This window comes from Streptomyces sp. H39-S7 (assembly GCF_027158205.1).
Taxonomy (GTDB): Bacteria; Actinomycetota; Actinomycetes; order Streptomycetales; family Streptomycetaceae; genus Actinacidiphila.
In genome coordinates, this window is the sequence record NZ_JAPVLU010000012.1 from 44,347 (window position 1) to 66,853 (window position 22,507).

A 22,507-nucleotide genomic window follows, 5' to 3' on the forward strand; every position below is an offset into this window, starting at 1 on the left:
CCGGCCGGAACCGAGGACCCCGGGCTGCACCTGGCCGGAGGCATCGGGCAGGACGCTTCCGGGGACACCGAGCTGGACGTACGGGCCGACGGCCTGCGGCGGTTCGCCACCATATGGAGCCGTGCGATCTACCCGGCCACCGCGACGTCGATGACGCGCTCCGAGTTCGAGGAGTACCTGCTCCCGCTGGCCCGCGGACTCGACGAGGCGCTGTGCGCCACGCCGTTCGACCCGCGCCCGGCCTTCGAGGTCGGAGCCGCGCTGGTCGCGGCGCACTGCACCGACCCCGAAGTGCTGCCCAGCATCCTGCGGGTGGTCGACGCGTACCTGGTGCTCTACTGCCCGCCGGAGGGCCTGCCGGCCGACGAGAGCCGGTCCCGCTGCGCCCGGCTGCAGCACGCCGTCGCGGCCGGGTTCGCCCGCGCCCTGGTGGAGCGCACCCGCTACGAGCAGGAAGCCATCTCGCGGGCGGCGATCGCCGCCCGTGCGGAGGCGGAAACGGCGCTCCAGGCCAGCGAGGCCCGTTTTCGCGCTGTTTTCGAGGGAGCGGCGATCGGGATCGGGATCGCCGGCCTCGACGGCCGGATCCTCGAACTGAACGGCGCGCTGACGCAGATGTTCGGCGGCGAGCACCACGTGCGCAACCGGAACGTCAGCGACTTCGTGCACCCGGAGGACGGCGCCGAGGTCTGGGGGCTGTACGGGGAGCTGGTCCGCGGTGAGCGCGAGGAGTACCGGATCACCAAGCCGTACTACCGGCCCGACGGCACCGCGCTGTGGACCAACCTGTCCGTGTCGCTGCTCAGGGACTCCTCGGGGGTCCCGCAGTACCAGCTGGCGCTCATGGAGGACATCACCGAGGCGCGGCTGCTGACCGAGCGGCTGCGGCACGAGGCGACCCACGACACCCTCACCGGGCTCCCGAACCGGGCGCTCTTCTTCGAACGGCTGGAACAGGCGCTGTCGCCCGGCACCGGCACCGAACGCCTCGGCCTGTGCTACCTCGACCTCGACGGCTTCAAGGCCGTCAACGACAGCCTCGGCCACGCGGTGGGGGACCGGCTGCTGGTCGCGGTCGCCGAGCGGCTGCAGGCGTGTGTCACCGGCCCCGGCCAGCTGGTGGCCCGTATCGGCGGCGACGAGTTCGCGGCCCTGATCGTCGACCCCGCGACGCAGGGCGAGGTCACCGACCTGGCCGACCGGATCCTGGCCGCGCTGTCCACCACCGTCCGCCTCGACGGCCGTGAGCTGCCCGTCCACGGCAGCATCGGCATCGTCGAGGGCCCCACGGGCACCCGCGGCGCGGCCGACGTGCTGCGCAGCGCCGACATCACGATGTACCGGGCCAAGGCCGCGGGCGGCAACCGCTACGAGGTCGCGGACCCGGACTCCGACGCCCGCGCGATCACCCGGCACGGTCTGACGAACCGGCTGCCGACCGCCCTGGAGCGCGGCGAGTTCTTCATCGAGTACCAGCCCCTCATCCGGCTCTCCGACGGCAGCGTCCAGGGCGCGGAGGCCCTGGTCAGATGGTGCCACCCGCTGCACGGCGTGCTCGGGCCCGACCAGTTCATACCGCTGGCCGAGAGCACCGGGCAGATCGTCCCGCTCGGCCGCTGGGTGCTGCAGGAGTCCGCCCGGCAGGCGTGCGCCTGGCAGCGCCGGAGCGCCGACGGCCTCCCGGTCCGGGTCAACGTCAACCTGTCACCGTGCCAGCTGTACCACCCGGGGCTGGTCGACGAGGTCGCCGCCGTACTCGACGAGACCGGTCTCGACCCCACCGCGCTCTGCCTGGAAGTCACCGAGAGCGCCCTGATCGGCGCCGACGAGGACGCCCTCAAGCCGCTGCGCCGGCTGGTCGACCTGGGCGTGGACATAGCCCTCGACGACTTCGGAACCGGCTACTCCAACCTGTCGTCGCTGCGCTGGCTGCCGATCAGCAACCTCAAGCTCGACCGGGCCTTCACCCGGGGCATCCGGCAGCACCCGGCCGACCCCGTCGACCTCAAGATCGTCGAGGGGATCGTCTCCCTCGCACACACGCTCGGTCTCACCGTGACCGTCGAGGGCGTGGAGACCCGCACCCAGGCGGAGCACCTGGGACTGCTCGGCTGCGACACCGCCCAGGGCTGGTACTACGCCCGGCCGGGTCCGCCGGACCACCTGCACACCCTGACCCTGGCCGACGCGATGAGCGCCTGAGGGCGGCCCGCCCGAACGGCGCGGGGGGACTCGCCGCCGCTGCCGCCCGGCCTGTCAGTGGCGTGGTGCATGCTGGCTGCTGACCTGGTCGCGCGCGCCCGCCTCAGCGGCTCCGCCGGCCGACCGCCGCACGGCCCGTGGAGAGCGACCCTGAGCAGCACCGCAGCCGAGATCCTGTCCGTCGTCCTGCTCCTGCTGGTCCTCGGGTTCGCGGTCGCCCGCCCGCGCGGCCTGCCCGAGGCGGTCGCGGCGGTCCCGGCGGCGGCCCTGGTGATCGCCACCGGCGCGGTGACGTGGCAGGACGCCTGGGCGCAGACGAGGGAGCTGCTGCCCGTCGTCGGCTTCCTCGCCGCCGTGCTGGTGCTGGCGGAACTCTGCGCCGGCGCCGGACTGTTCACCGCCGCCGGGGACGCGATGGCCCGCGCCTGCCGGGGCGAGCCCCGCCGGCTGCTGGCCGGGGTGTTCGCGGTGGCCTCGCTGATCACCGCCGTGCTCAGCCTGGACGCGACGGTGGTGCTGCTGACCCCGGTGGTCATCGTGACCGCCGCCCGCGCCGGCACCAGGTCCCGGCCGCACGTCTACGCGTGCGCCCACCTGGCGAACTCGGCGTCGCTGCTGCTGCCGGTCTCCAACCTGACCAACCTGCTGGCCTTCGCCGCGGCCGGACTCTCCTTCACCCGCTTCGCGGCGGTGATGGCGCTGCCCTGGCTGGTGGCGATCGGGCTGGAGTACCTGGTCCTCCGCCGGTTCTTCGCCGCCGACCTGGCCGCCCCCTCGCGCGGCACCGAACCGGTGCCGCGGCCGGCGCTCCCGGTGTTCACCCTCGTCGTCGTGGCCCTGACGCTCCTCGGCTTCGTCGTGACCTCCCTGGCCGGGGCCGACCCCGCATGGGCGGCGCTCGCCGGGGCGCTGGTGCTGGGGGCGCGGGCGCTGCGCCGCGGGCGGACGACCGTACGCGGTCTGGTGGGCGCCGCGAACCCGCTGTTCTGCCTGTTCGTGCTCGCGCTGGGCGTCGTCGTGAAGGCCGTGGTCGACAACGGTCTGGCCGACGCGGCGGGCCGGGTGCTGCCGGACGGCGCGGGGCTGCCCGAGCTGCTGGCGGTGGCGGCGCTCGCCGCCGTGCTCGCCAACCTGATCAACAACCTGCCCGCGGTGCTGGCGCTGCTGCCGCTCGTCGCGACGGCCGGGCCGGGCCCCGTGCTCGCCGTCCTGATCGGGGTGAACCTCGGCCCGAACCTCACCTACGCCGGCTCGCTGGCCACCCTGCTGTGGCGCCGCATCCTCAGCGACCACGGCAAGGACCCCCAGCTGGGCGTCTTCACCCGGCTCGGCCTGCTGACGGTGCCTCTGACGCTGGTGGGCGCCACGACGGCGCTGTGGGCCATGCTGCGGCTCACGGGCACCTGAGGGGCTCCTGACGGCCCTCCGGCGGTCCCGGCAGCCAAGGGCCCGCCTTCAGGCAGCCGGCTGCCCGCCGGTGCCGCGCATCCGCCCGGCGGCGTACACGCAGCCCGCCAGCGCCAGGTCGGACAGCAGCATGAAGCCGATCGAGTACGAGCCCTTGCCGCTGTAGATGGCGCCCATGACCAGCGGCGGCACGAAGCCGCCGAGGCCGCCCACCGCGCCGACGATGCCCGTCACGCTGCCCACCTGGGGCTGTGGGGTGACGCGGGAGACCAGTGCGAACACCGACCCGCTCGCCGCGCCCAGCCCGGCCGCCATGATGAGGAAGCAGATCGTCCCCAGCGGGTCCAGGGCCGGGTCGAAGGCCTGCACGATCGCCAGCAGCGCGACCGCGGACAGCGCCCAGGCGGTGACGACGGCGGGGTGCACCCGGTCGGAGAGCCAACCGCCGATCGGCCGGAAGACCACGGTGACCAGCGCGAAGCCCGCCGCCTTGGTTCCCGCGTCGGTCGGGCTGAGCTCGTACCAGGTCTTGAGGTACGTGGGCAGGTAGACGCCGAACGCGACGATGCCGCCGAACCCGATCGCGTACAGCGCCGACAGCTCCCAGGTGACCCGGAGCCTGCCCGCCTGCCCCAGCCGCGTCGTGAGCGGCGCGGCCGGCACCGCCCGGTCGGGCCGGTCCCTGATCAGCAGCCAGGCCAGGACCGAGTACGCCGCCAGTGCGGCCGCCACGATGAGGAACGGCAGGTCCTCGTCGTGCTTGTACAGGCGCGGGGTGAAGTACCCGGACAGGGCCACCCCGCCCATGCCCATCCCGAAGACGCCCAGCGCCAACCCCCTGCGGGCGGGCGGGAACCAGGAGTTGACCAGCGGGATGCCGATGGCGAACGTCGTACCGCCCAGGCCGAGCAGGAAGCCCACCGCCAGCAGCGCGCCGAACGAGCCCTTGGCGGGGATCAGCAGCAGGACCGGCACGATGGTCAGCGCCGAGACCAGCGGGAACATCAGCCGGGCGCCGTAGCGGTCGGTCAGCGCGCCGACCGGGATACGGCCGAGCGACCCCACGATCACCGGGACGGCCACCAGCACCGACTGGGAGAACGAGTCGAGCCCCAGACTGTCCTTGAGGTCGCTGCCCAGCGGCGCGACCAGGGCCCACGCCCAGAACGTCAGCGTGAAGCCGATCGTGGCGACGACCAGGTTCCGGTACGCGGTACCGGACGGCGCGTCCGCGGCACCGGGGGCAGGTCGTCCCGGAGGGGCGGTCCGCGCTGTCGATGTCATGGGCCGCTCCTCGCGTACGTCCGGACCTGCACTGCGTCCATCGTGTGCGGGCGGATCCGCCCGCCGCCGCCGGGGAGAGGCCGTACGGATGACGGGCGGCTACGCCGCCGTGCCCGTCGTCCGCCGCGCCCCGGCGTACGACCGGCTGCGCGGGGTGTCGGGGCCGCCGACCCCGAAAGACCCCTGATCCGCACCGGAAGCGGGCCTCGCCCCGTGACGCGGGGCGCCCGATCGGGCATACTCCATCGCGCCACAGCCGTTGATCAAGCCGCGCCGAGACCCGGCGCGGGACGATCGGCATTTGGGCACCGCAAGACGTACGGCGCCGCCACACCCTGGGCGGGCGCCGCCGCGCCTGACAGGGAGGAGCGTGCCGCCATGCCCCGCAACGGCCCGCAACCGGTAGACCGCCACTTGCCCACCGAGGAGGCCCGAGACCTGCTCGCCCTCACCCGCGAGCTGGCCCAGCGGGAGATCCTGCCCCGGGCCGCCGAGGAGGAGGACACCGGGCACTTCCCGCGGGACACGTTCTCCCTCATCGGCGAGGCGGGACTGCTCGGCCTCCCGTACGCGGAGGAGTACGGCGGCGGAGGACAGCCCTACGAGGTGTACCTGCAGGTACTGGAGGAGCTGGCGGCCGCCCGGCTCACCGTCGGCCTCGGCGTGAGTGTCCACACCCTCGCCTGCCACGCACTGGCGCACTTCGGCACCAAGGAGCAGCGGGCCGAGCACCTGCCCGCCATGCTCGGCGGCACGCTCCTCGGCGCGTACTGCCTCTCGGAGCCCGCCGCGGGCTCGGACGCCGCGTCCCTGAACACCCGCGCGGTCCTCCGCGACGGCGACTGGACCATCGACGGCACCAAGGCGTGGATCACGCACGGCGGCGTCGCCGACTTCTACACCGTGCTCGCCCGCAGCGGCGCCGAGGGGCCGCGCGGCATCACCGCGTTCCTGGTCCCCGCGGACTCACCGGGTCTGACCGCCGCCCAGCCCGAGCGGAAGATGGGGATGAAGGGATCGCCCACCGCGCAGGTGCACTTCGACGGTGTGAGCGTCCCGGACGGCCGGCGGGTCGGCGAGGAGGGCCAGGGCTTCTCCATCGCCCTGTCCGCGCTCGACTCGGGCCGGCTCGGCATCGCGGCGTGCGCCGTCGGCGTCGCGCAGGGCGCTCTCGACGAGGCGCTGGCCTACACGCTCGCCCGCAAGCAGTTCGGCCGTCCGCTGGTGGACTTCCAGGGGCTGCGCTTCATGCTCGCCGACATGGCCACCAAGATCGAGGCCGGCCGGGCGCTCTACCTCGCCGCCGCCCGACTGCGCGACGCGGGCCGGGACTTCTCGCGGCAGGCGGCCATGGCCAAGCTCTTCTGCACGGACGCCGCGATGCAGGTGACGACCGACGCCGTCCAACTCCTCGGCGGCTACGGCTACACGGTCGACTTCCCCGTCGAGCGGTACATGCGCGAGGCCAAGGTGCTGCAGATCGTCGAGGGCACCAACCAGATCCAGCGCATGGTCATCGCCCGGCACCTCGCCGGGCCGGAGAGCAAGCCGTAACCCCGCGGCGGTGCCGCGCCCCCCGGGGACGCGGCACCGCGGCGCGGACGGCCGGTCGAGCAGCCTGCGGGTTCAGGCCGCGCGCTGGCGCGGCACCCGCACCGGGCGCGACTCGGGGCCGTACGCGTGCGAGAACGGCTGGGTGCGCCAGTCGAGTCCGGCCGGCAGCGTCAGCAGCGTGGCCAGCTCCTCGCCGGTGTACTCCATGCCGTCCACCTGCTGCGCGTCCCGCAGCGCGCGCCCGGAACCGGCGCAGACGGTGAGGCCGAACGGATTCCACGGCGTGGGGCACAGCGCGTGCTCCGGAAGCACTTCCTCGCCCTCGAACAGCGCGATCGGCCGTGCGCAGTCCGGGCAGTGCACCCGCAGGACGGCGTAGATCTCCTCGTCGAACGCCTCCTCGGCGTCCAGGGCGGCGGCTTCGAGCGCCTGGGCCCGTTCGTCGTCCTCCGCCGGCACGGGTTGCGTACGATCGCTGCGGCTGGGCCGCACATGGGTGCGCATAGGTGGATCCCCCTTGGATGAACGCCCGTTCGACGGGCCCGCCGGGCGCGACGGCCACGGCCATAGCGAGCACTTCCCGTCCAGCGCCGTCGATAACCTCTGCGGCGGCCATCGCGGGGTGCACGCGGTGTGGCCTTCATCACATTCGGCGCCGTTCGGGGCGTGCGCGCCCCCGGAGAACGCCCTCCCGCCCCGGCGTGCCCCATGCCCGCTGTGCCGGAGTGCCTCCGGGGCAGTAGGTTGACCGCCGTGGAGGAGCTGGACCAGCAAATCGTGGAACTTCTCGTCGCCGATGGGCGGATGAGCTACACCGACCTGGGCAAGGCCACGGGCCTGTCCACCTCGGCGGTGCACCAGCGGGTGCGCCGTCTGGAGCAGCGCGGGGTGATCCGCGGCTACGCCGCGATCGTCGACGCCGAAGCGGTCGGACTGTCCCTGACGGCGTTCATCTCGATCAAGCCGTTCGATCCGAGCGCGCCCGACGACATCGCGGAGCGCCTCGCCGAGGTACCGGAGATCGAGGCCTGCCACAGCGTCGCGGGGGAGGAGAACTACATCCTCAAGGTCCGCGTCGCGACCCCCGGCGAGCTGGAGCACCTGCTCGCCCGGATCCGCACCCTGGCCGGGGTCTCCACCCGCACCACCGTCGTGCTGTCGACTCCGTACGAGGCCCGGCCCCCGCGCATCTGAGCGCCCCGGGCAGGGGAGAGACTGTCCCTCATGAACGAGCGCACCCTTTCCACCACCGTGCTGCTGCGCGGCGGAACCGTCTACAGCCCCGCCGACCCCTTCGCCACGGCCATGGTCGTGGAGGGCGGCACCGTCGCCTGGGTGGGATCCGAGGGCGCCGCCGACTCCTTCGTGGACGGCGTCGACGAGGTGGTCCGGCTCGACGGCGCGCTCGTCACCCCGGCGTTCACCGACGCGCACGTCCACACCACCGCCACCGGCCTGGCGCTCACCGGTCTCGAACTCAGCGCCGCCGCGTCCCTCGCCGACGCGCTCGCCCGCACCGCCGCGTTCTCGCTCGCACGCCCCGGCGACCGGGTGCTGCTCGGCCACGGCTGGGACGAGTCGCGCTGGCCCGAGCGGCGGACCCCCTCACGCCGGGAACTGGACGAGGCGGTCGGCGGCCGCCCGCTCTACCTGACCCGGGTGGACGTGCACTCCGCCGTCGTCACCACCGCGCTGCTCGACCTCGTCCCCGGGGTGCGCGACCTGCCGGGGTACCACCCGCAGGGCCCGCTCACCGGCGACGCGCACCACGCGGTACGCCGCGCCGCGCACGGGGCCGTCACCCCCGCCCAGCGGCTCGCGGCGCAGCGCGCGGCGCTGCGGCACGCCGCCTCGCTGGGGATCAGCGCGGTGCACGAGTGCGCCGGCCCCGACATCTCCTCCGAGGACGACCTCACCGGCCTGCTGGCGCTCGCCGCGGCGGAATCCGGTCCCCAGGTCTTCGGCTACTGGGCGGAGGCCGTCAAGGACGCCTCGGGGCTCGACCGGATCCGGGACCTGGGCGCCGTCGGCGCGGGCGGCGACCTGTTCGTCGACGGATCCCTCGGCTCCCGCACCGCCTGCCTGCACGCGCCCTACGCCGACGCCCCGCACCACGGCACCTCCTTCCTCGACACCGACACCATCGCCGCCCACGTCGCCGCCTGCACCGAGGCCGGCGTCCAGGCGGGCTTCCACGCCATCGGGGACGCCGCCGTGTCCTCCGTCGTGGCCGGGGTGCGGGCCGCCGCGGAGCGGGTCGGCACCGAACGGATCCGGGCGCTGCGCCACCGGGTCGAGCACGCCGAGATGATGACGCCCGGCACGATCGCCGGCTTCGCCGAGCTGGGCCTGATCGCGTCGGTCCAGCCGGCGTTCGACGCGGCCTGGGGCGGCGAGGACGGCATGTACGCGGAGCGGCTCGGCGCCGAACGGGCCGGGACGCTCAACTCCTACGCCGCCATGGTGCGGGCCGGGGTGCCGCTCGTCCTCGGCTCCGACAGCCCCGTCACCCCGCTCGACCCCTGGGGCGCCGTGCGGGCCGCCGCGTTCCACCGCACTCCCGGGCACCGCATCTCGGCGCGTGCCGCGTTCAACGCCCACACCCGGGGCGGCTGGCGCGCGGTCGGCCGGGACGACACCGGCGTCCTGATGCCGGGCGCGCCCGCCGACTACGTGCTGTGGCGCGGCGGCGAGCTGGTGGTGCAGGCGCCGGACGAGCGGGTCGCCAACTGGTCGACCGACCCGCGTTCGGGCACGCCGGGCCTGCCGGACGTCGCGCCGGACCGTGCCCTTCCGGTCGCCCTGCGTACCGTCGTGTCCGGGCGGACGGTCTACGCACGGCCGAATGAGTGACCGATGGCGGTCACATGCGGCCGAACGGTGCCCCCTCGGCCTGTCGCGCCGACGCGCCGGGCCCCGCACTGACCTGCTGATTTGAAGGATCATCGCAGGTCAAGCCGCTATTGACAGCCAGCGGTCGAGGGCGAGTAGGTTCGGCCGAGTCCACCACAGGACGTCGGACCGGGGACCCTCCGCGAATCCGTCGGCCGCCGCTGGGCCATGGGGTGTCGCGCCGCACGTGCACGCCGCCACTGGCAGCCAGGTCCAGCGTCAGCGGCACGGAAAGCGGCTCGCTCCACGGCGAGTGCCGCCGGACGGCAGGTGTGACCCGGGAGGGCCCGGACGCCCAGTAGACAACGGCCTTGGCGCCGACTCGCAGCCAGCGGGTCCCAGGTCGGCCCGAAGGGCGTTCCGGGCTCGTTCCGCAGCGGGCGCTCCCGCCGTACCACGCCCCGCGCAACCGCGGCCGAGCCTTTACACACCCGCGACCCGCCGTGGCGCGAACACGTTGTACCGTCACTGCACCAGCTCACCACCTGCAGGAAGGCCGCGACGTGCGCCCGCGACCCGATACCGCCCCGGCCGTGGACCCAGCCGCAGAACCGGCCGCGGAGCCCGCCGAGGAGGCGCTCGTGGACCGGGCCGCCGACCCCGGGACGCCGCAGGCCCCCGCCGGGCCCGTGCCCGAGCGGCCCGGCCGCCGCCGGCGTGCCGCGCTGGCCGCCCGCCGCGCCGCCCCGCGCACCGTCGCCGCAGTGCTCTGCGGACTGGCGCTCGCCGCCGCGTTCCCGCCCTACGACCTGTGGCCGCTGTCGATCGCCGCGGTCGCCGGGCTGTCCGTCCTCACCCGCGGCAGGTCCGCCCGCCAGGGCGCCTGGCTCGGCTTCGCCTTCGCGCTGCCCTTCTTCCTGTGGCTGCTGCTGTGGCTGCGGGTCGTCGGCTACGACGCGGTCTTCGGGCTGTCCGTGCTGGAGGCGCTCTTCATCGCCGTGCTCGGGGCCGGTCTGGCCGTCACCTCGCGGCTGCCGGGCTGGCCGCTGTGGGGCGGCTGCCTGTGGGTGGCCGAGGAACTGGCCAGGGACCGGCTGCCCTTCGGCGGCTTCCCCTGGGGCCGGCTGGCCTTCGCCAACACCGGCTCGCCCTTCACGCCGCTGGCGGCCCTCGGCGGGGCCCCGCTGGTGACCTTCGCCGTCGCGCTGACCGGCACGCTGCTGGCCGCGGCCGTGCTCGCCGCCCTGCGCCTGCGCACCGCGGGGACCGCGCGCACCGCCCGGACGCTGCTGCCCGTCGCCGGGTCCGCCGCGATCGCGGCCGCCCTGCTCGCCGCCGGGTACGCGGTGCCGGTGCCGACCGACGCCACCGGATTCGTCAGGGTGGCCATCGTGCAGGGCAACGTGGAGCAGCCCGGGATGCACTTCCTCGGCCGCCCGCTGCAGATCCTGGACAACCATGTCGCGGCCACCCTCCAACTGGCCAAGGACATCAAGGCGAAGCGGACGCCCAGGCCGGATCTGGTGATCTGGCCGGAGAACTCCTCCGACCTCGACCCGTTCAGCAACCCGCAGGCCTACGACAGGATCACCGGCGCGGTCCGCGCCGTGGGCGTCCCGATCCTGGTCGGCGCGCTGGTCGACGGCCCGGACGCCCGGCACGTGCAGAACGAGGGCATCGTCTGGGACCCGGTCTCCGGGCCCGGCGCCTCATACACCAAGCAGCACCCGGTGCCGTTCGGGGAGTACGTGCCCTTCCGCGCGGAACTCAGCAAGGTCATCAAGCGGCTCGACCAGATCCCGCGGGACTTCTACCCGGGCAGGAACACCGGCGTGCTCAAGATCGGGCCCGCCACGCTCGGCGACGTCATCTGCTTCGAGGTCGCCTACGACGAGATCGTGCACGACACCGTGAAGGCCGGGGCCCGCGCGATCATCGTCCAGACCAACAACGCGACGTACGGCCGCACCGGCCAGCCCGAGCAGCAGCTCGCCATGTCGCGGCTGCGGGCCGTCGAGCACGGGCGCGCCATCGTCACCGCCGCGACCAGCGGCATCAGCGCCGTGGTGGCCCCCGACGGCACCATCGAGCAGCGCACGAAGGAATTCACCCGGGATGTCCTGAGTGCCCGGATCCCGCTGCGCGACGAGCTCACGGTGGCCGACCGCGTCGGTACGGTTCCCGAGTGGACTCTCGCTATGGTGGGGATTCTGTCCTGCGCTGTCGCCATCGCGCTCGGCAGGCGCGAAGCCACAAAAGCGAAGGGGCAGCAGTGAACGAGGGCGGTGGGGTTCCCCATGGCGGAACCCAGGGGCGTGACTTCGGGCCGCTCGGCACGATTCTGGTCATCATCCCGACCTACAACGAAGCCGAGAACATCCAGCCGATCGTGGCCCGGGTCCGGTCCTCGGTGCCCGAGGCGCACATCCTGGTCGCCGACGACAACAGCCCCGACGGCACCGGCAAGCTCGCCGACGAACTGGCCTCCGCGGACGACCACGTCCACGTGCTGCACCGGCAGGGCAAGGAGGGCCTCGGCGCCGCCTACCTGGCCGGCTTCCGCTGGGGCATCGACCAGGGCTACGGCGTCCTCGTCGAGATGGACGCCGACGGCTCGCACCAGCCCGAGGAGCTGCCGCGGCTGCTCACCGCGCTCAAGGGCGCGGACCTGGTCCTCGGCTCCCGCTGGATCCCCGGCGGCCGGGTCGTGAACTGGCCCAAGTCCCGCGAGTTCCTCTCGCGCGGCGGCAGCACGTACTCGCGGATCCTGCTGGACGTGCCGATCCGTGACGTCACCGGCGGCTACCGGGCCTTCCGCAAGGAGACCCTGGCCGGACTGGGCATGGAGGAGGTGGCCTCGGCCGGCTACTGCTTCCAGGTCGACCTGGCCTGGCGCACGGTCAAGGCCGGCTACCACGTCGTCGAGGTCCCCATCACCTTCGTGGAGCGCGAGCGCGGCGACAGCAAGATGAGCCGCAACATCGTGGTCGAGGCGCTGTGGCGGGTCACCGCCTGGGGTGTGGGCTCGCGAGTGAAGCGGACCCTGGGCCGCAAGTCCGGCTGAACGTGATCGGCGATGTCCGCCGGTGATCGTGGCTTTATCCGGGCCCAGGCACAATTGACCGTATGACTACCAGCACCCCGCCCCCGGTCCGCCCCCGGCGCTCACGCGTCCGCACCTTCGCGCCGCTCGTGGTGGCGGCCTGGGTGGTCCTGGAGATCTGGCTGCTGACCGTGGTGGCCTCGGCCACCAGCGTCGGCGCCGTCCTGCTGCTGCTCGCGGCCGGGGTCGTGCTCGGCGCGCTCGTGGTGAAGCGGGCCGGGCGCAGTGCCTGGCGCAGCCTGACCGTCTCCATGCAGCCCGGGGCCCCGGGCGCGCCCGGAACGCCGGGGATCGCCCCGCCGGGGAGCGAGGCGACCGGGGCGGCGCTGGGCATGCTCGGCGGCCTGCTGCTGATGATCCCGGGCTTCGCGTCCGACGTCGTCGGGCTGCTGTGCCTGTTCCCGCCGACCCGCCTGCTGCTGCGCAAGGCGGCGGACCGCGCCCTGGGGCGCCGCAAGAGCTACGACTCCGGCTCCATCGGCGATCTGTTCCAGCAGGCGCGGGTGGTCAACGAGCAGGTCCGTATCCACCGCCCCGACGGCAAGGTCATTCCCGGCGAGGTCATCCAGGGCGAGGTCGTGGACCCGGAACGCAAGAACCCCGGGACAGAGCGCTGATCAGCGCTCCGCCACGGGGCGGAAGTGTTGGGCGGGCCCGTGTGTCACCACGGGCCCGATGCCTGTTGGTCAGGCGCTCTTGCGGTTGTCGCGCGGATGCACCGCGATGTTCATCGCTCCGGACCTCAGGACGGCCAGCCTCTCGGCCAGCACCTCCTCGAGCTCCTCGAGCGTGCGCCGCTCCATGAGCATGTCCCAGTGCGTGCGCGCGGGCTTGGTTTCCTTCTTCTCCGGGCCCTCTCCGTCCACCAGAAGTGCGATGGTGCCGCATGCACGGCACTCCCACTCCGACGGAATCTCGGCCTCAACCGAGAACGGCATCTCAAAACGATGTCCGTTCCGGCATGCGTACTCAACGGTCTGGCGAGGTGCCAGATCGATACCACGGTCGGTCTCGTAGCTAGTGGCCCCGAGTCGCGTACCGCGGAGAGCTCGCTCACTCATGAATCGTGCCTCCCGGGCTTAGTCGCCCACAGGACAGGTGTCGCTGTCGTCGTCATCCGGTCAACGTCCGGTCGGCGGTGAAGATTCCCGTGTGGGACAAGTGTCGTCCGTCGTGCCGCCCCTGTTTGTACCCACCGTTGACCGTTTTGTCACATCTGTTATCAGATGTCACCCGGCGTTTTCGTATCTTTGGCGCGCAGTAACGGTCAACCTGGCGGGACAACCGCGTACACTACCGGCCCGCGACCCCCAATACCTAAATTATGTCCGGGACGCGATTTCCGGCGGCCTCCACGGCCGCGCGCACCGGCACCCTGGCCAGCAGCACGAACCCCGCGGCGAAGAAGACCACCAGCGAGATGATCGCGTCGCGGTAGCTTCCGGTCAGCTGGTAGGTCAGCCCGAAAAGCAGAGGTCCGAGCCAGCTCGTACCCCGGTCGCTCACCTCGTACACCGAGAAGTACTCGGCCTCCTTGCCGCGCGGCACCATGTGGGAGAAGAGCGATCGGGACAGCGCCTGGCTGCCGCCGAGGACCATTCCGATGGCGGCGGCCAGGGCGAAGAACCAGACAGGTTCACCCGCGGGGAGGAAATATCCGGCGCCGATGGTGACGGTCCAGGCGGCCAGCGAACCCAGCACGGTTCGCCGGGCGCCGTAGCGGGCCGCCAGCCGGCCCAGCGCCAGCGCGCCGACGACGGCCAGCACCTGCACCAGCAGGATGGCGGTGATCAGCGTCCCCTGCTCCAGGCCCAGCTCCTCCGACCCGTACACCGACGCCTGCGAGATCACCGTCTGGATGCCGTCGTTGTAGATGAGGTACGCCAGCAGGAAGGCGAGCGTCAGCGGATAGCGGCGCATGTCCCGCGCGGTGGCGGCCAACTGCCGCAAGCCCTGGCCGAGCGCGCCGGATCCGGCGTCGCGGGAGGGCAGGCCGGCGGCGGCGCGCGGCCCCGGGCGGTCCCGCAGCCACCGCAGCGGCACCACGGTGAACACCGCCCACCACAGCCCCGCCGAGGCGAGGCAGATGCGCACCGCCAGCCCCTTGGAGACGCCGAAAGCGTCATGGCCCAGGAACAGCCCCAGGTTCGCCACCAGCATCAGCGCGCCCGCCGCGTACCCGAAGGCCCAGCCCCTCGACGACACGGCGTCCCGCTCGTGCGGCTCCGCGATCTGCGACAGGAAGGCGTTGTAGAGCACGACGGAGGCCGCGTACGAGACGTTCGCCACGATCAGCAGCGCGCCGCCGAGCAGATAGCGGTCGCCGGCCAGGAAGAACATCCCCATGGTCGCCGCCGCGCCCAGATAGGCGAACGCGCCCATCAGCGGCTTCTTGCGGCCGGTGCGGTCCGCGATCGCGCCGGCCAGCGGCATCACCAGCACCGACAGCAGCACCGAGGCGGAGATCGTGTAGGCGAAGTAGGCGCCCGCCCGCACCGGGATGCCCAGCGGGTGCACATACCCGTCGGCGTCGGCGGCGGCCTTCGCGACGTCCGTGAGGTAGGGGCCGAGGAAGACCGTGATCACGGTCGTGGAGAAGACCGAGTTGGCCCAGTCGTAGAAGTACCAGCCCTGCTGCTCGCGGCGCCGCTCCGCCGCGCGCTCCGCGACCGCCGCCTCCGTTATCGCCGTGCCCACCAGGTCCCCCGCTCGGACAGCACCGTGCGCAGTGCCTCGATGTGATCGGTCATGATGCCATCGACCCCGAGGTCGAGGAGCGCGCCCATCCGCCGCGGGTCGTTGACCGTCCAGACGTGGACCTGCAGCCCCCGCCGGTGTGCGGCGTCGATGAACCTGCGGTCGGGCACCGGCAGGCCCGCGACGCGCTCCGGCACCTGGACGCAGACGGCGCCGCCCCGTACAGCCGCGTTCAGCAGCCGCGCGGGCAGCCGCTCCAGCGGCCGGCCGCCGTACGAGCGCAGCCGCAGGCCCGCCACGCCCCGGGTGCCCAGCGAGGTGGCCAGCCGCGGACCGGCCAGCGCCCGCAGCCGGGCCACCCGCGCCTCGGAGAACGATCCGGCGCACACCCGGTCCCAGGCGTCCGCCGCGCGGACCGCGTCGAGCAGCGGGCCGGCGGCCGCCTCCGCCTTCACGTCCACGTTCCACCGGGCGTCCGGAAAAGCCGCCAGCAGCTCCGCGAACGTGGAGACCGGCTCCCGGCCCGCGACGCGGGCGCGGGCGACCTCGCTCCACGGCAGGGCGGCGATGGCGCCGCGCGCGTCGGTGACCCGGTCGAGGGTCGCGTCGTGGAAGGCGACCAGGACGCCGTCCGACGTCAGGTGGACGTCGGTCTCCAGGTAGCGGTAGCCGAGGTCCACCGCGCGGCGGAAGGCCGCCAGGGTGTTCTCCAGCCCGTCCGCCGCGCCGCCGCGATGGGCGAAGGCGAGAGGTGCCGGATGGTCCAGATACGGGTGGACCGGGGGAGGGGGAGGTGCGCTCACCTACGGCAGTATGGCCGGGTCCGGGGCGGCTCCGGCCACCGGCTTCGGCTCCCGCCGGGCGACCGGCTCCCCAGCCGGCTCCTCCACCGGCTGCGGAATCTCGAAGAACCGCAGGAAGTACTGGGCGAGCGGCCCGATCGCCACCGCGTACAGCACGGTCCCCACCCCGACACTGCCGCCCAGCGCGAAGCCGACGGCCAGCACGGCCAGTTCGATGCCGGTGCGGACCAGCCGGATCGACCGTCCCGTCCTGCGGTGCAGTCCCGTCATCAGCCCGTCGCGCGGGCCGGGTCCGAAGCGCGCCGTGATGTAGAGGCCGGTCGCCAGGCCGTTGAGCACGACCGCCACCACCAGCAGCGGGATCCGGACGGCGAGGGAGTGGACCTCCGGCAGCAGCCGCAAGGTGCCGTCCATCGCGAGCCCGACGATGAAGACGTTGGAGACGGTGCCCAGGCCGGGCCGCTGCCGCAGCGGCCACCACAGGAGCAGCACCGCCGCGCCCACGATGATCGACATCAGGCCGATGCTCAGCCCGGAACGTTCGGAGAGCCCCTGGTGGAAGACGTCCCAGGGGTCCAGGCCGAGTCCCGCGCCGACCAGGAGGCCGTCGCTGGCGCCGTACAGCACCAGGCCGACATAGAGATGGACGACGCGACGACCGGTGCGCATGGTGTTCCCCTGGTGAAGGTGGCTGGATACGTGGCACTCTGTGGCATGGATGTGGGTGAACGCCACAGCCAATCCGGGAAAGGTGGACTGAATTTTATGTCGCAGTGGACTGCATCGGTGGGAGCGGCGCCGCTCGCCCGGCTCCTCGAACCCCGACCGGCCCCCGGCGGCGGCCGCCGCGTACCGGCCTACCGCGGACTGGCCGACGGTGTACGGCTGCTGGTGCTCGAGGGCCGGGTGCCGGTCGCCGCCCGGCTGCCCGCCGAGCGGGAACTCGCCCTCGCCCTGGGCGTGAGCCGTACCACCGTCGCCGCCGCGTACGAGGCGCTGCGCGCCGAGGGGTTCGCCCGCTCCCGGCGGGGCGCCGGCAGCTGGACCGCCGTACCGGAGGGCCACGCGCTGCCGAGCCGGATCCTCGACCCGCTCCCGCCGGATTCCGCGGGCACCGTCATCGACCTCGGCTGCGCGGCCCTGCCCGCCCCCGAGCCGTGGCTGACCCGGGCGATGGAGGGCGCGCTGGGCGAACTCCCGGCCTACGCGGCCACCCACGGCGACTTCCCGGCCGGGCTCCCGGTGCTGCGCGAGGCGATCGCCGACCGCTACACCGCCCGCGGGGTGCCGACCATGCCCGAGCAGATCATGGTCACCACCGGTGCCATGGGCGCCATCGCCGCGTCGGCCCGCCGGCTCGTCGGGCTCGGCGAACGGGTCGCGGTCGAATCCCCCAGCTACGCCAACGTGCTGGAGCTGTTCCGCGAGACCGGCGCCCGGCTGGTGCCGGTCGCCATGCGCGACGGGCTGGGCGGCTGGGACATCGACGCCTGGCAGCGGGTGCTGCGCGACGCGGCGCCGCGGATGGCCTATGTCATGCCCGACTTCCACAACCCGACCGGCACCCTGGTCGGCGACGAGCAGCGCCGCGCCCTGGTGGAGACGGCCCGCGCCTCCGGAACCGTGGTCGTCGCGGACGAGACGATGGCGGAGCTGGTGCTGGACGCGGAGACGCCCATGCCCCGGCCGATGGCCGCCTTCGACCGCGGCGGCACGGTGATCACGGTCGGCTCCGCGAGCAAGGCGATCTGGGCGGGGCTGCGGATCGGCTGGGTCAGGGCGGCGCCCGACGTTGTCCGCCGCCTCGTCTCCGCCCGCGCCTATCTGGACCTCGGATCCCCCGTCGTCGACCAGCTCGCCGTGGCCTGGCTGCTGCGCGGCGGCGGCTGGGACCAGGCCGTCGCCACCCGCCGCGCCCGCGCCGGCGGCCACCGGGACGACCTGGTGGCGGCGCTGCGCGCGCAGACCCCCGACTGGGAGTTCACCGTGCCGAACGGCGGTATGACGATGTGGGTGCGGACCGGTGACGTGTCGGGTTCCCGGCTCGCGGTCGCCGGTGAACGCCTCGGCGTCCGCGTCCCGTCCGGGCCGCGGTTCGGTGTCGACGGGGCTTTCGAGTCCTATGTGCGCCTGCCGTTCACGGTCGGCGGCGCCACCGCCGAGGAGGCCGTCTCCCGGCTGGCCGCGGCCGCCCACATCGTGCGCTCCGGCGGTGGCTCCGACGCCGAGGGCGCCGGCCTCTTCGTGGCCTGACGTCCCGGCCCCGCCCCGCGGGCGGCGTCAGCGCTCCAGGTCCGCCGTCGGACGGAGCAGCGGTTCGGGCAGCGGCACCCGGCCGGGCTCCGGTTCCGGCGTCGGAGCCGGTTCCTGCTCCAGGGCGTCGGCGGGGGAGCCGATCGGCGGCAGCAGGGCGAGCACGGCCTCGCGCTCGGCCTCGCCGGTCTCCTCGTCGTACGGGTCGGGGGTGGCGGGGACCTGCAGTCGCAGCACCGGGCCGGTGCCGAGCCGGGCGTAGCCGCGGCCGGCCGGGACCTCGGCCGCCGAGGTGGTGCACTGCGGGGCGCCCAGGACGGCCCGTACGTGCTCGGGGTCGAGCGCGCCCAGCAGGACGCGGGCGCGGGTGTGGGCGATGACGGCCGGGGTCAGCACCTCGGTGGCGTCGATCTGGTCGGCGACGGCCACCGCCACACTGGCGGTGCGCCCGTGCCGCAGCGGCACGTCGAGCAGCAACTGCGGGTCGGGGCGGCCCTCGGCGTGCGCGAGTTGGGTGAGCGCGGTGGGCCGGTCGACCAGGATCCACAGCGGGCGGCGGGTGTCCTCCGGCGCCGAACGCCCGGCCTGACGCGCCCGGTTGACGGCGATCAGCCGCCGTTCCGTCTCGTGCGCGGCCCATTCGAGGGTGGCGCAGGTCCCGGCCAGGCCGCTCTCGACGGCCAGCACCCCGGGACGTCCCACGAGGCAGGCGTACTCACCGCTGCCGGTGCCGTCGATGACCACGACATCGCCGTGGCACAGCGCCTGCAGGGCGATCGACCGCAGCAGACCGGTCAGGCCCGAGCCCGGCCGGCCCAGCGCCAGCAGATGCGGTTCGGTGGCGCGCGGCCCGGTCCGCCAGACGACGGGCGGGGCGTCGCGGACCTCGTCCCCGTCGACGACCGGGACGGTACGCCGGACGGCTTCGGAGTCGGTGAAGCCGAGGACGGTCTCGCCGGGCGCGGTGACGAAGCGCTGGGCGGTGATGCGGGTGGAGAGGGGCGGCAGCGCGGTGAGCGTGAGGTGGTTCTCCTCCTCGTTCCAGTCGAACCGGTACTCGCGGCCGCGCCCCGCCTTGGCGTGCAGCAGCTGCTCGACGCGGGACCGCGCCGTGGCCTCGCCGTCGGTGAAGTACGCCGGGTAGCGCAGGTGCAGCCGGGCCAGCCGGCCCTCCTCGAACGCGTACTCGCTGAAGGCGCTGTCCCAGCCGCCGTCGCGGGCGTAGAGCGGAGCCGGGTCGTCGGGATCGGACAGATACGGCACCAGTGCCTCGTACAGCGCCTGGAGCCTGCCGGCCTCGGCCTCGCTGGGGCCGGTCGGCGCCGGCGCGGTACGGTCGCGGCCCATCCAGCCGGCGCAGGCCAGCACCGCCCCCAGCGCCAGCAGGGGGCCGTAGGGCATCAGCGTGACGACGACGACCCCGGCGCCGCAGAGCAGCAGCGCGGGGCCGCGCCGGTCCTTGGGTGTGCGGGCCCACCAGCTGCGGGCCCAGCCGGCCTGCATGCGCATGCCCTTGGCGATCGTGATCAGCGGATGGAGCACGTCGGTGGCACTGTCGGCGGCGGTCCGCGCGAGTTCGCGGCCACGCGTGAGCGACGGCCTGCCGCTCACGATGGCCGCGAAGGAGGGCCTGCTGCTCAGGATGCTGGGGAGGGGGCGCCTGGCCACGGATGGCTCCAGTGGGTGGGTTCGCGGGAGGGTGGAGGGTTCGTGGTGACGGGGTGGGGCCCGGGGACGCCGGCATGCGGCCCCGGGCCCCTGGGGGACCTGGAAGGACGCGGCCTAGATCTTGATCCCGCCCAGCAGGCCCGCGAGGCTGGCTCCGCCGGCCTTGATGCTCGGGGCGATGCCGGTACCCGCGAGGTAGAAGCCGAAGAGGGAGCAGACGAGAAGGTGGGAGATCTTCAGTCCGTCCTTGCGGAAGAACAGGAAGGCGATGATGCCGAGAAGGACGACACCTGAGATGGACAGGATCATTGGACTTTCTCCTGGGTGATGGGGACGGTCACCATGAGTTCTTCCAGGCTCACCAGAAGTGATAGTGGTGGAAAGTGGCAAACGGGTGATTAGTAGGAAATTTCCCCTGGATGGGTGCTCCGGAAGCCCGCTGGAGCGACCCCGGCGCGAGCCTTGCCGAACCGGCCGCCCGTCATGCCGGCCGCCACACCGATGGCGCTGCCACGTCGCCCGGACGGCCGAGTGACCTCGGCGATCCAGGGCCAGGGCATGGCGGGGCGTATGCGACGATGCCGCCCATGCGGCTGACTCCGATCACCTGGCCCCGGCTGGCCGGGACCCTCGCCGACCGGGTGGCCGGCTTCACCCCGACCGCCGCGGTGCCGTGGCTGCGGGTCGCCGTCGACGGCGCCCCGGCCGCCGGGCCGGCCGGCCTGGCGGACGCGCTCGCCGCGGAACTGCCCGCCCGCGGCCACCGGGTCCTGCGGGTGCGTGCCGCGGACTTCTGGCGGCCGGCCTCGCTGCGCTTCGAGTACGGCCGCGAGGACTCCGACGCGTACTACGACCTGTGGCTGGACACCGGCGCGCTGCGCCGCGAGGTCCTCGACCCGCTGGCGCCCGGCGGCAGCGGCCGGGTGCTGCCCTCGCTGTGGGACGCGGCCACCGACCGCGCGACCCGGGCCGGATACGTCGAACTGCCGCCCGGCGGCGTCCTGCTGCTGGACGGCCAACTGCTGCTCGGCCAGGGCCTCGGCCTCGACCTGACGGTCCATCTGCGGCTCTCCCCGGCCGCCCTGGCCCGCCGCACCCCGGAGGAGGAGCGCTGGACGCTGCCCGCCTTCGGCCGGTACGCCGACGAGGTCCGTCCGGCGGAGGCCGCGGACGTCCTCGTGCACGCCGACGACCCCCGGCACCCGGCGTGGAGCGGACATCCCTTGCCGCCGGACCGCGCGGACGGCTAGCGTCGCCACCCACCATGACCTTCGCGATCGCGCCGATGAGCGCCGAGCACATACCCGAGGCCGCCGCCCTGTACGACCGCTGGTCCGGACACTCCCGCAAGGGCAGGCCACCGGGTGCCCCCACCGGCGGGGAACTGCTCGGCAAGCTGCTCGCGGAACCGGAGACCGAGGCCTACTTCGCCCGCGACAGCGGCGGCAGGCCCGCCGGCTACCTCGCGGCCTCCCCGCTCGACCTCGCCGAGGACACCCCCGCCGCGCTCCGCACCCACCCGCGCTCCGCGGTGGTCCGCCACGGCGGGCACGCCCCCGCGCCGGGACAGCGCGACAACGCGGTACTGCTCGCCCTGTACGCCGAGGCCGCCGCCCGGCTCGTCGCCCAGCGGCGGCTGGTCCACTACGTCGAACTGCCCGCGTCCGGGACGGCCGCGATGGACTGGTGCCAACTGGGCTTCGGGTTCGAGGAGATGTACGGGCTGATGGCCGTCAAGCCCCGCGGCCGGCAGCCGCGCGGCGTGGACGGGCTGAGCATCCGCCGGGCCGGTCCCGGCGACCTGCCGCAGATCGGCAGGATGGCCGCCGAGTCGGCCCGCTACCAGCGCCGGTCGGCGATGTTCCTGCCACAGACCGACGCCGCCCTGGCCGCGATGCGCACCCGGTACACCGGCACCCTCTCCGATCCCCGCTGCGCGGCCTGGATCGCCGGCCGCGGGGGCGAGGAGATCGGAATGGTGCTGCTCGCCCCGGCGGACGCGGGCCCGGTCACCCCCGACGCGTGCGTGGAGCTGGCCGAGGCGTACGTCGAGCCGTCCGCACGGGGCGAGGGCGTCAGCCGGATCCTGCTGGCCACCGCGGTGGCCTGGGCGTACGACCACGAGTACCGGCACATCGGGGCGCGCTGGCACTCCGCCTCGCCGCTGGCGGCGGGGCACTGGCCCGCGGTCGGCTTCCGGGTCGCCGCCTACCGTCTCAGCCGCGTCCTCGACCCGCGGAACGCCGAGGTTCGGGCACCGCTCAGCACGTGACGGCGCTCACCGGCGGGATGCCGCGTGACCGGGCTCACAGGCGGGGCACGCAGAGCTGCCGCCTTCTCCACGGTGCGTTTCCACGGGGTGCGCTTTATGACGCTTCGGCATTTCCGTTCACGGAAAGTAAAGGAATCGCACACGCACGGATCGGGCCGGCCGACGCACAGTCACAAATGTGAGCGGGCGCTTACACACGTGATATGCGGCTCACCACGGGAATGTTGCCGAATTGTCGGATGCTCGTTTAGCTTCGCTCTCCTGCGGGTCAAATGCTCGCAGGATCCCGCCGGGTAGAACGCCTAGTCCTGCCGCTGCCCGGTGTTCTGCACACCAAACTTCTACGGCAGGAGCGGGGGACCCAGGTAAGTGCCGTTCCCGAGAACCGGGAACGGCTTGGGGTGAAGTCGCGGCCCCTACCCAAAAATAACG

The 22,507-nt window shown here is 73.6% G+C and carries 19 protein-coding genes and 1 riboswitch (1 of these 20 cut by a window edge); of the genes, 11 read left to right on the top strand and 8 right to left on the bottom strand.

Annotated features, from left to right (window positions below):
* Positions 1-30 precede the first annotated feature (30 nt).
* Together O3X23_RS13585 and O3X23_RS13590 are read left to right on the top strand one after the other, a co-directional pair.
* Positions 31-2,202 carry a putative bifunctional diguanylate cyclase/phosphodiesterase gene (locus O3X23_RS13585; RefSeq protein WP_443047850.1) on the top strand — a complete coding sequence of 724 codons (2,172 nt, stop codon included), beginning with the start codon at positions 31-33 and terminating at the stop codon, positions 2,200-2,202.
* Positions 2,203-2,352: 150 nt separating this feature from the next.
* The gene (locus O3X23_RS13590) at positions 2,353-3,609 is read left to right on the top strand and encodes an SLC13 family permease (protein ID WP_269271732.1); all 1,257 of its coding nucleotides are present in this window, start codon (positions 2,353-2,355) and stop codon (positions 3,607-3,609) included.
* Positions 3,610-3,657: 48 nt separating this feature from the next.
* Here O3X23_RS13590 and O3X23_RS13595 read toward each other — a convergent pair whose 3' ends face one another.
* Positions 3,658-4,893 carry a nitrate/nitrite transporter gene (locus O3X23_RS13595; protein ID WP_269271583.1) on the bottom strand — a complete coding sequence of 412 codons (1,236 nt, stop codon included), beginning with the start codon at positions 4,891-4,893 and terminating at the stop codon, positions 3,658-3,660.
* 378 nt (positions 4,894-5,271) lie between these two features.
* On the opposite strand from O3X23_RS13595, the gene O3X23_RS13600 reads away from it, so the two are divergent.
* Positions 5,272-6,447 carry an acyl-CoA dehydrogenase family protein gene (locus O3X23_RS13600; protein ID WP_269271584.1) on the top strand — a complete coding sequence of 392 codons (1,176 nt, stop codon included), beginning with the start codon at positions 5,272-5,274 and terminating at the stop codon, positions 6,445-6,447.
* A gap of 72 nt (positions 6,448-6,519) precedes the next feature.
* On the opposite strand, the gene O3X23_RS13605 is transcribed toward O3X23_RS13600, so the two are convergent.
* Complete coding sequence (locus O3X23_RS13605) at positions 6,520-6,951, bottom strand: hypothetical protein (protein WP_269271585.1); 432 nt, start codon at positions 6,949-6,951, stop codon at positions 6,520-6,522.
* A 249-nt stretch (positions 6,952-7,200) separates the two neighbouring features.
* On the opposite strand from O3X23_RS13605, the gene O3X23_RS13610 reads away from it, so the two are divergent.
* From O3X23_RS13610 to fxsA, 5 genes are all read left to right on the top strand, one after another.
* Positions 7,201-7,641, top strand: coding sequence for an Lrp/AsnC family transcriptional regulator (locus O3X23_RS13610; protein ID WP_138353046.1), 441 nt, complete (start codon positions 7,201-7,203; stop codon positions 7,639-7,641).
* A gap of 30 nt (positions 7,642-7,671) precedes the next feature.
* Positions 7,672-9,300 carry an amidohydrolase gene (locus O3X23_RS13615; RefSeq protein ID WP_269271586.1) on the top strand — a complete coding sequence of 543 codons (1,629 nt, stop codon included), beginning with the start codon at positions 7,672-7,674 and terminating at the stop codon, positions 9,298-9,300.
* 572 nt (positions 9,301-9,872) lie between these two features.
* A complete protein-coding gene (gene lnt / locus O3X23_RS13620) occupies positions 9,873-11,555 on the top strand; it encodes an apolipoprotein N-acyltransferase (RefSeq protein ID WP_443047842.1) in 1,683 nt (560 codons plus the stop codon).
* A complete protein-coding gene (locus O3X23_RS13625; RefSeq protein WP_269271587.1) occupies positions 11,552-12,343 on the top strand; it encodes a polyprenol monophosphomannose synthase in 792 nt (263 codons plus the stop codon). Before lnt ends, O3X23_RS13625 begins: the two co-directional genes overlap by 4 nt.
* Positions 12,344-12,405: 62 nt before the next feature.
* On the top strand, positions 12,406-12,999 hold the full coding sequence (gene fxsA, locus O3X23_RS13630) for an FxsA family membrane protein (protein WP_269271588.1): 594 nt from the start codon (positions 12,406-12,408) through the stop codon (positions 12,997-12,999).
* A 69-nt stretch (positions 13,000-13,068) separates the two neighbouring features.
* Here the strand turns inward: fxsA and O3X23_RS13635 are convergent, their stop codons facing one another.
* From O3X23_RS13635 to yczE, 4 genes are all read right to left on the bottom strand, one after another.
* Positions 13,069-13,443 (bottom strand): RNA polymerase-binding protein RbpA, encoded by a 375-nt coding sequence (locus O3X23_RS13635; RefSeq protein WP_138353051.1) that lies wholly within the window; start codon positions 13,441-13,443, stop codon positions 13,069-13,071.
* 256 nt (positions 13,444-13,699) lie between these two features.
* Positions 13,700-15,079, bottom strand: coding sequence for an MFS transporter (locus O3X23_RS13640; RefSeq protein ID WP_269271589.1), 1,380 nt, complete (start codon positions 15,077-15,079; stop codon positions 13,700-13,702).
* Positions 15,064-15,882, bottom strand: a complete 819-nt coding sequence (locus tag O3X23_RS13645; RefSeq protein ID WP_269271590.1) for a glycerophosphodiester phosphodiesterase — start codon at positions 15,880-15,882, stop codon at positions 15,064-15,066. The genes O3X23_RS13640 and O3X23_RS13645 overlap by 16 nt, the downstream gene beginning before the upstream one ends.
* Positions 15,883-16,551 (bottom strand): membrane protein YczE, encoded by a 669-nt coding sequence (gene yczE / locus O3X23_RS13650; RefSeq protein WP_269271591.1) that lies wholly within the window; start codon positions 16,549-16,551, stop codon positions 15,883-15,885.
* A 96-nt stretch (positions 16,552-16,647) separates the two neighbouring features.
* Between yczE and yczR the strand changes: the two genes are divergently transcribed.
* Positions 16,648-18,135, top strand: coding sequence for a MocR-like transcription factor YczR (gene yczR, locus O3X23_RS13655; protein WP_269271592.1), 1,488 nt, complete (start codon positions 16,648-16,650; stop codon positions 18,133-18,135).
* A gap of 27 nt (positions 18,136-18,162) precedes the next feature.
* On the opposite strand, the gene O3X23_RS13660 is transcribed toward yczR, so the two are convergent.
* Positions 18,163-19,803: a hypothetical protein gene (locus tag O3X23_RS13660; protein WP_269271593.1), complete on the bottom strand. Its 1,641-nt coding sequence runs from the start codon at positions 19,801-19,803 to the stop codon at positions 18,163-18,165.
* A 114-nt stretch (positions 19,804-19,917) separates the two neighbouring features.
* Complete coding sequence (locus tag O3X23_RS13665; RefSeq protein ID WP_269271594.1) at positions 19,918-20,112, bottom strand: hypothetical protein; 195 nt, start codon at positions 20,110-20,112, stop codon at positions 19,918-19,920.
* Positions 20,113-20,390: 278 nt separating this feature from the next.
* Between O3X23_RS13665 and O3X23_RS13670 the strand changes: the two genes are divergently transcribed.
* Positions 20,391-21,053 carry a uridine kinase gene (locus tag O3X23_RS13670; protein ID WP_269271595.1) on the top strand — a complete coding sequence of 221 codons (663 nt, stop codon included), beginning with the start codon at positions 20,391-20,393 and terminating at the stop codon, positions 21,051-21,053.
* Positions 21,054-21,067: 14 nt separating this feature from the next.
* Entirely contained in the window at positions 21,068-22,075 is a 1,008-nt protein-coding gene (locus tag O3X23_RS13675) for a GNAT family N-acetyltransferase (protein WP_269271596.1), read from the top strand.
* A 321-nt stretch (positions 22,076-22,396) separates the two neighbouring features.
* Positions 22,397-22,507, top strand: a riboswitch (cyclic di-AMP (ydaO/yuaA leader) (it continues 104 nt past the right edge of the window).